General features: G+C 48.8%; 10 protein-coding genes. 2 read left to right on the top strand and 8 right to left on the bottom strand.

Annotated features, from left to right (window positions below):
• From AC1TPC_RS26395 to AC1TPC_RS26365, 7 genes are all read right to left on the bottom strand, one after another.
• The coding region (locus tag AC1TPC_RS26395; protein ID WP_482069700.1) for a transposase at nt 1-252 on the bottom strand (252 nt) is incomplete at its 3' end.
• Nucleotides 253-717: 465 nt separating this feature from the next.
• A complete protein-coding gene (locus AC1TPC_RS26390) occupies nt 718-1,476 on the bottom strand; it encodes a DeoR/GlpR family DNA-binding transcription regulator (protein ID WP_482069699.1) in 759 nt (252 codons plus the stop codon).
• Between the two features lie 36 nt (nt 1,477-1,512).
• Nucleotides 1,513-2,982, bottom strand: coding sequence for a rhamnulokinase (locus tag AC1TPC_RS26385; protein WP_482069698.1), 1,470 nt, complete (start codon nt 2,980-2,982; stop codon nt 1,513-1,515).
• Nucleotides 2,979-4,199, bottom strand: a complete 1,221-nt coding sequence (rhaI, locus tag AC1TPC_RS26380; protein ID WP_482069697.1) for an L-rhamnose isomerase — start codon at nt 4,197-4,199, stop codon at nt 2,979-2,981. Before rhaI ends, AC1TPC_RS26385 begins: the two co-directional genes overlap by 4 nt.
• A gap of 29 nt (nt 4,200-4,228) precedes the next feature.
• Complete coding sequence (locus tag AC1TPC_RS26375; protein ID WP_482069696.1) at nt 4,229-4,600, bottom strand: sensory rhodopsin transducer; 372 nt, start codon at nt 4,598-4,600, stop codon at nt 4,229-4,231.
• 15 nt (nt 4,601-4,615) lie between these two features.
• On the bottom strand, nt 4,616-6,685 hold the full coding sequence (locus AC1TPC_RS26370; protein ID WP_482069695.1) for a bifunctional aldolase/short-chain dehydrogenase: 2,070 nt from the start codon (nt 6,683-6,685) through the stop codon (nt 4,616-4,618).
• 624 nt (nt 6,686-7,309) lie between these two features.
• A complete protein-coding gene (locus tag AC1TPC_RS26365; protein WP_482069694.1) occupies nt 7,310-8,215 on the bottom strand; it encodes an ArsR/SmtB family transcription factor in 906 nt (301 codons plus the stop codon).
• Nucleotides 8,216-8,398: 183 nt separating this feature from the next.
• Between AC1TPC_RS26365 and AC1TPC_RS26360 the strand changes: the two genes are divergently transcribed.
• Nucleotides 8,399-9,565 (top strand): iron-containing alcohol dehydrogenase, encoded by a 1,167-nt coding sequence (locus AC1TPC_RS26360; RefSeq protein ID WP_482069693.1) that lies wholly within the window; start codon nt 8,399-8,401, stop codon nt 9,563-9,565.
• 18 nt (nt 9,566-9,583) lie between these two features.
• Nucleotides 9,584-10,411, top strand: coding sequence for an aldo/keto reductase (locus AC1TPC_RS26355; RefSeq protein ID WP_482069692.1), 828 nt, complete (start codon nt 9,584-9,586; stop codon nt 10,409-10,411).
• A gap of 196 nt (nt 10,412-10,607) precedes the next feature.
• Here AC1TPC_RS26355 and AC1TPC_RS26350 read toward each other — a convergent pair whose 3' ends face one another.
• Complete coding sequence (locus AC1TPC_RS26350) at nt 10,608-11,645, bottom strand: sn-glycerol-1-phosphate dehydrogenase (RefSeq protein ID WP_482069691.1); 1,038 nt, start codon at nt 11,643-11,645, stop codon at nt 10,608-10,610.
• Nucleotides 11,646-11,816 lie beyond the last annotated feature (171 nt).

Below are 11,816 nucleotides of genomic sequence, written 5' to 3'. Positions count from 1 at the left end.
ATAGAGCTTCTTTAGTTTTTCATTTTCTCTTTCAAGCTGTGCATAATCTTCTGCAGTAGGAACAAACTTTGCTTGCTTGATGCTGTTCCCGTCCAACTGATCCAGATCCTTACGGTTTAACTCTCTAGCCCATCTGAGAACCATCTTAGGATCAAGCTCATGTTGACGCGCTACCGCTGTCATATTGCCAATCTCTTTGCCCTTAACAACAACCATTTTCTTAAAGTTTAAGTCGTACTGTTTCTTCGTCATATTGTGTTCCCCTCCGCTTGATTTCATTGTATCTAAGTAAGGGGTGTACTGTCCAAGTCTAAATAGGGGCTAAATAGAATGTTACTTCGAGTGCCGTAAGAACACATATGCGCCTACAGCCCCCAATCGAGCGACTGCAGACTACTTTCCAGCTCTTTAAGAACCTATAGGTTCTTAAAGCCACCTTAATATGTTACTTTGAGACCTGTAAGAACACATATGCGCTTAAAGCTCCCAATCGAGCGAATGCAGACTACTTTCTAGCTCTTTAAGAACCTATAGGTTCTTAATGCCACCATAAAATATTACTTTGAGACCTGTAAGAACACATATGCGCTTACAGCTACCAATCGGGTGACTGCAGACTACTTTCTAGCTCTTCAAGAACCTATTCAGAGCTGTAAACAAACCCTTCCGCTTACAAAAACAGCGCTGCGCTTCTGCTGAAGCCAGCGCCGAAATGCCCTATACCGTCGTGACCGAAATTTGCTTTTCCTTGAGCTGCAACAACAGCTCAGCCGATAAGCGCCTGTCGGTAATAATCGTATCGATATCGCTCAATTCAGCGACATGCGTAAACGCTTGGACGCCGAATTTGCTGGAATCGGCGAGCAGGATCACCTGATCCGCCATGCCGACCATTTTGTGCTTGATGCGCGCCTGCAGCTCATTCGATTCGCTGACGCCTCGCTCCAGATGGACGCCTTTGCACGAGAAAAACGCTTTATCTACATGATACGCATCGAGAGAACGCTCTGCCAATGGCCCGACATAGGACAAGGAACGCGAGGCCAAAATGCCGCCAGTAGAAATCACCTCGATCTTCTCCTTGCTGCTCAGCTCCATTGCTACTTTAATGGAATTGGTAAGCACCGTCAGCGGAATATCCGGCATGCTTGCCGCCATATACCAAGCTGTGGAGCTGGCATCAAGCAGAATGCGATCCTTTGGCTGAATCAACCCAATCGCTTCCACTGCGATACGCTTCTTCTCTTCCGCATGCGTGATCTCCCGCTCGAAATACGGAATTTCCGGCTGCTGATCCTTTACGCTAACCGCACCGCCATGGGAGCGGCGCAAACGTCCGGCTTGCTCCAAGCGGTCAAGGTCGCGCCGAATCGTTTCTTCGGTCACCTGACATAGCTCGCTCAGTTCCGTTACACGGATGCTGCCCCTCTCATTTACCAGCTGTACAATTTTATCGTATCGTTCCTGGACTAGCATAGCGTACCTCTTTCTGTCTTATATTTGAATTACCGTTTAGGCGATTCCCGTTTTTTCTTTAAAAGCGACATAGGCATTCTCCCAAGCCTCACGCTGCTCCGGCTCATACACTTCAACCGGGAAGGACTCTCGAATAACTTTGCGCGCTTCCCAAATATCAGCAAGCTCGCCGCTGGCAATCCATTGCACGATCATGTTGCCAATCGCACTGCCTTCCACAGGTCCAGCCCATACGGGCTTGCCGATCGCATTTGCTGTCCATTTGCAAAGCAGCGTATTCTGAATGCCGCCGCCAACCATATGAAGACCGCTGAAGGTTTGGCCTGACAGCCTCTCCGTCAGCTCAAGCACATACCGGTATTTGAGCGCTAGACTCTCCAAGATACAGCGGACGATTGCTCCCTTATCCTCTGGTGGCATTTGCCCTGTGCGCAAACAATATTCCGCTATTCTTGCCGGCATATCGCCTGGGTGAAGAAATAACGGATCATCCGGATCGATGAATACAGCAAGCGGCTTCGCTTCATTAGCCAGCTTAACTAATTCGGGGAAAGTGTAAGTAATTCCTGCACGTTCCCATGAACGTCTACACTCCTGCAAAATCCATAAGCCCATAATGTTCTTCAGCAAGCGATACGTGCCGTAAACGCCGCCTTCATTCGTGAAATTAAGCTGCTGAGCCAGCTCATTAATAACAGGCTTTTGCACCTCAGTCCCCATGAGAGACCATGTGCCGCAGCTTAAGTAAGCAAACGAGCGATCTAGCGCAGGTACAGCTGCAACCGCTGATCCTGTATCATGCTCTGCGACTGCATAGACGGGAACGGACTCGACGACCAGCTCCTCGCAGACAGATTGCCGCAAGCTGCCAACTCGCGCGCCTGGCTGTACGACCGTGCCGAATAAGTCCGGTGAGATGCCGATCGCGCGAATCAGCGATTCATCCCAACTGCCGGATACCGGATTATACAGCTGAGTCGTCGTCGCATTGGAAAATTCATTGAACATTTCGCCAGTCAAGAAATAGCGGAGCAAATCCGGTATCATCAGAAAATGCTTCGCATCGCGCAATAACGGCGAATCGGCTTTCTTCAAGGCCGCAAGCTGATAAATCGTATTAAAAGGCAAAAACTGAATGCCTGTCTTCTCAAAAATGCCAGATGCCGTCAGCTCTAAGGCAACCTCTTCCATAACGCCATCCGTATGATGATCGCGATAATGATAAGGATTGCCAAGCAGCTCTCCATTGCTCCCGATCAAGCCAAAATCGACTGCCCAGGAATCGATCGCGATGCTATCCAGCTTAATGCCGCGATGCTTCGCCATAAACAGACCTTGCTTGAGCTCATGCAGGAGCCGCAAAATATCCCACTGCAGCCGGTCGCCGACCTGCACCGGGTCATTCGAGAAACGGTGCAGCTCTTCAACCTCGATCTTGCCGTTATTCAGCCTTCCGAGCAGTGCTCTTCCGCTGCTCGCCCCGAGATCATAAGCGAGGATGGTCACCAGCTGGCACCGCCCTTGCCTCTCACCATTATGTCTTTGCCGTAGCTGCTGCTAAGATAAGCTTTCATCGGATCAAGCGGCAGCCCTTGCTCTTCGCGAATTGCGTGCAATAGCGGCGTTACATCAAATTCGAATGCGCGGCGAACAGCATCCTCAGCGCCTAAAACATCATTGCGCTCAGCAGCCTCGTTTACTTCGTCATGGTTGATAAGCAGCGCCTTCGCAAATTGGGTTTGCACATTCAGAACGGAACGCAGCATAGCCGGAATTTTTTGCTCGATATTATGTGATTGGTCAATCATATAAGCGATATTTTCCACATTGCTGCGAATGGCAGCATCCGAATCGCTAGCACCATTTAGAATCTGATAGAATATCAAAAATAGCTCATATGGATTCACCGAGCCGACAATCAGATCGTCATCGGCATATTTGCGGCTGTTGAAATGGAAGCCTCCGAGGCGTTTCTCGTCGATCAAATAAGCGACGATATGCTCGATATTGGCGCCTGGCAAGTGATGCCCCGTATCCACAAGCACCTCTGCTTGCGGCCCCAGCTTTTGCGCCAAATTGAAAGCCATCCCCCAATCCGCCAGATCGGTATGATAAAACGCAGGCTCGAAGCATTTGTATTCAATAAGCATACGCATGTTAGGCGTCATCGCAGTGTACATTTCGGTCAAAGCTTCCTGCATCCAGCCTTTGCGCTTGCGGATATGGCCTTGGCCTGGATAATTTGTCCCGTCGGCGAACCATAGGCTAATATCGCGCGAGCCGGTTTCTTTGGCAATATCAACGCATTCCAGCAAATGATCGGTTGCTTTCCGGCGTATAGCGGCATCCGAATTCGTAACGCTTCCGAGCATATAATCCTCATCCTGGAACAGGTTCGGATTGACCGCTCCAATCGCTAGCCCCAGCCCCTCTGCATGGCTTCTTAGCTTGCTGTAATCGTCAACCTTGTCCCAAGGGATGTGAATCGCAACCGATGGTGCAAGACCCGTCAAGTTATGCACCTGCGCAGCATCCTCGAATTTCTCGAACGGATTGCGAGGAACGCCTTCCTTCTGGAACACCTTAAAGCGCGTACCGGAATCGCCGTAGCCCCATGACGGAGTCTCGATTTTGAGCGCTTTCAATTTCGCTTTCACTTCATCTATATGAATGCCTCTAGCTTGCTGCTGTTCCTCAAATAACCTATAAGCTTTGTCGGACATTTTGAAACACCCTTTCACATCTATAGTCATTATTTCATTGGAAAAGCCATCGTAGACATTAGTGTGTTCTCAGCTTGTGTAGAGTCCAAGCGGCTGTATTGTACGATGATCGGAATATCGCTCTGCACCTCGATGGCGTAAGGAACGCCGATTGGAATCGACGCCCCCTCCTTCTTCAATGAGCTTGTGCGGATATGATTCGTGCGTCTGCCTTTTACAACAACCACAATATCTTCAATCGGCTCGCGATCCTCAAAAAATATGGTTATTCGAATCATTGCTTCTTCCGAGGAACAGTTCAGGACGCATATTGATTCATGGCTGGTAAGTGCTCCCGTGCTTTCTGGCGGAATATACCCATCGGGAATATACCAAGACTTTTCTCCTCGCGCTTGAAACATATCGCATCAAACCTCCTATCGAGTGAATGCTGCAGGTACGCCGCCGTCAATGGTCAGCATACAGCCTGTCGTTTTATCTGCTTTGGACGATGCGAAGAACGCAATGCCCTCAGCAATGTCGCGCGGATAAATGTTGACGAGCAGCGTTGTGCGCTTGCGGTAATATTCTTCCAGCTGATCCGGCTCAATGCCGTATGCCGCTGCACGCTCATTGCGCCAGCTGCCATTCCAAATCGCCGAGCCCTGCAAAATCGCATCCGGCAAAATCGTGTTCACTCGGATCCCGAACTCGCCGCCTTCAGCTGCGATACAGCGCGCCAAATGGGCTTCCAGCGCTTTGGCAGAGCTATAAGCGGATGCATTTTTGCCCGCGTACACTGAGTTTTTCGACCCAATGAACACCATGTTTCCGCCAATGCTTTGCTGCTTCATCAATTTGAAAGCTTCGCGCGCTACCAAGAAGTAGCCAGTCCCGAGCACGTTTATGTTCAGGTTCCATTCCTTAAGCGAAGTCTCATCGAACGGGCTGGAAGTCGCAAGGCCCGCGTTGTTGACGATAATGTCTACGCCGCCGTATGCAAGCGCAGTCTCCGCGTAAGCTGCTACAACCTGCTCCTCGCTCGTTACATCCATTTTAACTGCAGTCGCACGGTGATCGCCGTATTTCTCGTTAATTTCAGCGGCAACCTTCTGCGCGCCTTCAAGATTAAGATCTGCAAGCACGACATGCGCGCCTTCCGATACAAGGCGGCGAGCCGTTTCGCTGCCGATACCGCCAGCGCCGCCCGTAATGAAGGCAACCTTGCGCGAAAATTCGGTTTCTGCGGGAGCAAGCGACAATTTGTAAAGCTCAAGCGGCCAGTATTCCACGTTATACGATTCGTTCTCGCTAAGCGATACGAAATCGCCGAGCGCTGTTGCGCCGCGCATAACCGCGATCGCGCGGTGATAAAGCGCGCCGCTAACCTGCGCCATCGCCCAGCTTTTGCCCGTATTGATCATGCCGATGCCTGGAATAAGAATGACGCGCGGCGCTGCTTCGAACATAACGTCGCCTTCGTTTTTGTTGCGTTCGAAGTAAGCTTTATATTGTTCTTTATAGGCTGCGATTCCATCTGACAATTTCGTTTTCAAGCCGTCGATATCCTCTGAATTAGGCGTCCAGTCTATGAATAATGGAACGACCTTCGTGTGTACCAGATGATCCGGGCAAGCAGCGCCAACCTGGGACAATAGCGGTGAATCCTGTCCACTTGCGAAAGCAAGCACATCCGCCTCATCATCAAAGGTCAAAATCATTTTTTTCGCATCGCTAACCGCGCCGCGAATCGTTGGCATCACTTGTGCGGCAACGCTTCTGCGCACATCCGCTTCAAGTACTTCGTATTTCACGCCGCCGAACAGCGACGCCTCGTCAAAGCGGAATTCAATGAACGCTTCCGCTTCGGAAATGATTTTGATCGTTTGCGCGTAGCATTCCTCGCTCGTCTCGCCCCATGTTACAAGGCCGTGCTTTTCCATAAGCACAAGCTCCGCATTCGGGTTAGCCAGAACGCCTTCGGCAATCATTTTCGACAGGTTGAAGCCAGGACGAACATAAGGAACCCATACGAAGCGGTCGCCGAAAATTTCTTTTGCAAGCGCCTTGCCGTTATCCGCACAGCACAAGCTAATAATAGAATCCGGGTGTGTATGATCCACATGCTTAAAAGGAAGAAATGCATGCAGCAGCGTTTCGATAGACGCGCGCGGGTGCTTTGAATCGATCATACAGTTGACAAGGTAAGCAACCATCTCTTCATCAGGCATTTCGGAGCGCTCAAACAATGGACGAATATCATCCATGCGCAGGCCGGTAAAGTTGCCCGCCTTCATCGAAGCCAAATCCGAGCCGCTGCCCTTCACGTACATGACCTCGACATCACGGCCGCGGAAGTCTTTTACGATCGTTTTGCTTGACGTGTTGCCACCACCGTAATTGCATACCCGGCGATCTGCGCCAATAATGTTGGAGCGATAAACGAGCTCAGCTAATCCGCCTTCAAGCTGCGATGCTTTTTCATTTTCCCATAAGCTTTGTACCATAAATATACCTCCGAATGATGTTTTGTATTTGTTTGAATTGATTTTAACATATTTGTTTGTTTTTGAATATATAATTTTCAAACATAAACGGAAATATAGAAGATATATAAACAGAAGCAATAAAGAAGCAAAACAGAAACAAAAAAGATATAAAAACACAAAAAAAGACCAGCCTTGAAACCAACTGATCTCACCATGCATGCGGCGATTCATTCCTTTCTTTCTGAATACTGCTGGACAAACCTTTACCTTATGATGCTACTTATGCTCTTCCTCTTCTATTAAAGAAAGACATAGTTACTGCTGGAATTTGTGCATATAGAACTACACACTCTTAACTACATTACAGCTAACTCGCATTCACCTCATAAGAGGCTCTTTCTAATGCATTTCTGCAATGTAGCCGCTCCTTTCGTCCTCGATGTAAGGTTTCTATTTCATTTAGTGCAACGTAAGACGGAGCTTTCCTTCACCGTTAGACGTAAAACAAGCGAAAGCTGATCGAACACTCGATCGACTGAATGACCAAAAGACAAATAAAAAAAGCCCCGCAAGGTCACATTAGACCTATAGGCGCCCTTAAACTGCTGCTACTGACAGCGCAAGTCATCCCTTGCCTTACTGCTAATGACAGCGCAGCGTCATTTCAATATCTTGATTGTAATTGCCGAAGCCTTTGCCAAACAGTGTGACGCCGCCGCAGTTTTTAGCTGTCGCGCTGCATGAAATGCGGAACAAAATTTCTTTGTCATAAGCCAGCATTAGCTGATCGATCGTGACATTCGAAACTTGGATGCCATCAATGAAGGAGCCTTGAGCGTTAACGCGGATCGTCTTGATCAGGCCATGCTGAATATTTTTGTGCCACCATTCTGGCGTGTACAGGCCTCGCGTGCTGCCAAAATCTCCGGGATACGTCCATGTGCCAATACCGACGCCATTTAACGAAAAGGCAATATCAGACGGCAGATGATTCACGCTGCAAGGTGTTTCAGAGCAAATTTCCATCGATATTTCCAGCGATTCCGGCGTTTCATTATTGACCATATAATTCGGAATACGATATTCCACGTAGCCTGAGCCAAACCACAGCACCTTGGCATGGACATGCTCTGGATCGGCAAAATATCGCGGATCATCACACATTCCGATCATTTGGGTATCGTTTGCAAGACCGCAGGTTGGCTTGATCTGACAGGATGAATAATGGCCAACCGGAATCGACACGATATACCGTTTCGATTCATCCACAACCGGCGCTCCTTTAAATAGGAGCATGGCTTGTGTAAGCTGCAAATGACAGATCTTTTGCATGCCTCGTTTTCCCGGCAAACTCTCGCACCGTACAATACCGACTTCCTCCATCATATGAATATGCCGCGTTACTATAGGAGACTTTATATCTAGCGCTTCGGACAAGCTTTTTATATTCATTGGCTGCACGCTGAGCAATTCAATCATTTTAACCCGCGTATGAGATGAAAAGCATTCAAGAAACTTCATATTGCGACTGCTGACTTCGACTTCCATTCCCGCTTCCCCTTTGCTCTATCTACTGCCCCCATTATATAACTTAAAAGTTATCCTTTCAATGCATTAATGTAAAAAAACTTGACATTTATTTTCAATATCACTAAAATAGACGGCGTATACATAACTTTGAAGATGTTTAGTTGCTTTTCTGGTTATCCAAACACCCTTAGGAGGTAAGTCATGAATTCATTTCAATTTGTAAATCCAACTCACATCGTATTCGGCGAAGGCACGGCGAATCAAGTAGGTAAGCTAGCCTCCAAATACGGTAAAACGATTCTTCTCGTTTACGGCTCAGGCAGCATAAAGAAAACTGGCTTGTACGACAACACGTTCAGCCTACTTAACGAAGCTGGCATCAAGGTACACGAGCTTTCAAATATTGAACCAAATCCTCGCCTATCCACAGTAAACAAAGGAATCGATATTTGCCGCACAGAAGGTGTGGATTTCATTCTTGCCGTTGGCGGAGGAAGCGTGATCGATGCTGCCAAAGCAATTGCTGCGGGCGTTCTTTATGAAGGTGATGTATGGGATTTCTTCACAAACAAAGCTGTAATCGAAAAAGCGCTTCCGCTTGGTACGATCCTTACGCTTGCTGCAACCGGCTCTGAAATGAACGGCTCCTCCGTTGTAACGAACTGGGAAGAAAACCTGAAGCGCGCCTTTACCAGCCCTTATGCGTATCCTAAATTTTCGATTCTTGATCCAACGCTTACCTTTACGGTACCTCGCAATCATACGGTTAACGGCGCTGTTGACATTATGTCGCATGTATTCGAGCAATATTTCAGCTTAACTGAAAACACGCCGCTGCAGGAGCGCTTCTGCGAATCCATTTTGCAAACGGTTATCGAAAATGTAGAGATTGCGCTTGAAAATCCGGAGGATGCTGCCGCTCGCGCCAACCTGATGTGGTGCGGCACGATGGCACTCAACGGCGGACTTATTAGCGTTGGCATGACCAACGATTGGGCTTCGCATGGCATTGAGCATGAAGTAAGCGCGATCTACGATATCCCGCATGGCGCTGGCCTAGCTGTAATTTTCCCGAACTGGATGAAATATGTGCATGAAGCGCGCATTGATCGTTTCGTCCAATATGCAACACGCGTATGGGGCGTTAATCCGGAAGGCAAAACAGATCAGGAAATTGCTCTTGAAGGCATTCAAGCGACACGTGATTTCTTCACACGCATTGGCGCTGAGTCACGTCTTGCCGACTTCGAGATCGAAAGCGACAAGCTTGACCGCATGGCAGAGGAAGCCGTTCGTTACGGCGCTATCGGCTCTTTCAAGCGTTTGGAGAAACAGGATGTTAAAGCCATTTTAGAATTATCACTATAATTTGGAGGTCGTTTGCACATGACAAATGCACGTATCGAATCCACCGCTTTAAGTAATGGCGTTAAGATGCCATGGTTCGGCCTTGGCGTATGGAAGGTAAAAGATGACGGCGAGGCGGAAAGAACGGTTGCCACTGCGATCGAAGAAGGCTACAGACTGATCGATACGGCAGCAGCTTATAATAATGAAACTGGCGTAGGCGCCGGCATCCGCAACAGCGGCATCGCTCGCGACGAAATTTTCATAACGACAAAAATTTGGAATGCGCATCAAGGATATGAATCCTCGCTTACGGCATTCGAGGACAGCAGACGCAAGCTCGGCATAGAAGTCGTTGATTTGCTCCTTATCCATTGGCCGGTCAAAGATAAATATACCGAAACCTGGCGCGCCCTTGAAAAGCTTTACCGTGACGGATATGTACGCGCCATTGGCGTCAGCAACTTCCAAATCCATCACTTGCAGGATGTTATCGCCTCCGGCGAGGTTGTACCAATGGTCAATCAAGTGGAATATCATCCGCTTCTAACGCAGCAGAAGCTTCACGCTTTCGCGAAGAGCAACAACATTCAGCTGATGGCTTGGAGCCCGCTTATGCAAGGCAATCTCGATCAGAGCGTCCTCGCAGACATTGGCGCCAAATACGGCAAATCGCCTGCTCAGATCGTGCTTCGCTGGGATCTTCAGAACGAGGTTGTTACGATTCCAAAATCGATTAATCCGGTTCGCTTGAAGGAAAATGCGGATATTTTCGACTTTGCTCTAACAGCTGAGGAAGTGGCTCAAATCAGCGCGCTTAACCGAGATCACCGTTTTGGCCCGGACCCAGACAACTTCAATTTCTAAAAAACTAAAAGGCAGCGGCAGCCTTGAGCATGGAACTCAACTCATGTTCAAGGATGACCGCTGCTTTTTCATTAGAAAAGCAAGTAATGAGTATCCACATCGAATCCAATAAGAGAATCTTTAGAGCACTATCGCCCACTATTGTAAAACGGCTCCGCCCCATTGAATGGGACGGAGCCTTTTATGTAAGCAGAAACTAAAGCGAATTGTAAGCGCGAAGCAGCGTGTAGCGGTTCGGCCTTACATGATGAGCTTCCACCAGGCTGCGCATAAGCAGCTCCTCATCGACGCCAAGCTCCTCTGTCGTAGACGGCCCGCCAACCTGCCTTAGCCATCCGCGAATCATTCCTTCCCTGGGAAGAGCAGCAATCGCCTCTCGAATTCTCTCGGGGTTAGCTGTGAAAGCTAGCCCAGACTCTTCTGCCGAAAGACGGTGATAGAGCTTGGAAATTTCTGCGCAAGCCACGCCAACCTTCGCGCCGTGCAGCAGTTGTCTTTTGCCGAGACGAATATATTCCATTTCCCAGAAATGCGACAGATGATGCTCCGCGCCTGACGCCGAATGCGACTGGCCGAACAGCAGCATCGCAAGTCCCGACTCTATCAACGCTTCAATTAGTATGCGAATGCCCTCGGGATCGCGGCGTGCAATAAGGCCGATATGCTCCACGCATTTGGTCAGCGCGATCCGAGTAATTTCGGCTACCTCCTCGGAATACGGCTCGCCTCCCTCCGATGCTCCGAAGCTCCAGTCGAGAAGCGACGTATATTTGCCAAGCATATCGCCAAAGCCGGCTGCTACCATCGCAGCCGGCGCGTTCGCGAGTATGTCCAAATCTGCAAATATCGCATCGGGTCCAATCGCGGCAATCGTCTTCTTCTCGCCGCGAATGATAATTGGAGCGCCCTTGGAATTAAAGCCGTCCACAGACGGTGCTGTCGGTACGGAAACGAAGGGAATGCTAGCCGTATAGGCTGCGTACCTCGAAATATCATGAATGGTTCCCGAGCCTGCCGCGATGACAACCTGCGCCTTTTGCTGCTGAATATCAAGCAGGAGCTGCACGATTGAAGCTTCATCGGCAATCACATCGCACTGGCGATCCGGCTTTAAGCTTGTAACATGAACAGAAATGCCCAGTGCGGCTATGGCTTCCTCCAGCTTTTTGCCTGCAATCTCGTAAGTAATCGCATCCGCCGCAATGATGACCCGGCTATAATGTTGCTCCTTCAAATAGGGAGCTACCTCATGAATCGCTCCCGCGTCAACCAGAAGCGGGTTTATTTCAACCTGAATTACGAAAGCCCAATATAATAAGCACAGGCGGCTACACAATTAGGGAAAACTATCCATTTATAGGATGAGTATTTAGTGATAAGTTGTTTGACGGTGAAATGCAGCTAG

The sequence above is a fragment of the Paenibacillus sp. Y280 genome (assembly GCF_056786335.1).
This window is presented reverse-complemented; position numbering and strand designations above follow the sequence as displayed.

Bases quoted from the DNA above. Each gene is read 5' to 3' on its own strand.
- AC1TPC_RS26390 (WP_482069699.1), bottom strand. From the start codon at position 1,476: ATGCTAGTCCAGGAACGATACGATAAAATTGTACAGCTGGTAAATGAG.
- AC1TPC_RS26370 (WP_482069695.1), bottom strand. From the start codon at position 6,685: ATGGTACAAAGCTTATGGGAAAATGAAAAAGCATCGCAGCTTGAAGGC.
- AC1TPC_RS26355 (WP_482069692.1), top strand. From the start codon at position 9,584: ATGACAAATGCACGTATCGAATCCACCGCTTTAAGTAATGGCGTTAAG.
- AC1TPC_RS26360 (WP_482069693.1), top strand. From the start codon at position 8,399: ATGAATTCATTTCAATTTGTAAATCCAACTCACATCGTATTCGGCGAA.
- AC1TPC_RS26365 (WP_482069694.1), bottom strand. From the start codon at position 8,215: ATGGAAGTCGAAGTCAGCAGTCGCAATATGAAGTTTCTTGAATGCTTT.
- AC1TPC_RS26375 (WP_482069696.1), bottom strand. From the start codon at position 4,600: ATGTTTCAAGCGCGAGGAGAAAAGTCTTGGTATATTCCCGATGGGTAT.
- rhaI (WP_482069697.1), bottom strand. From the start codon at position 4,199: ATGTCCGACAAAGCTTATAGGTTATTTGAGGAACAGCAGCAAGCTAGA.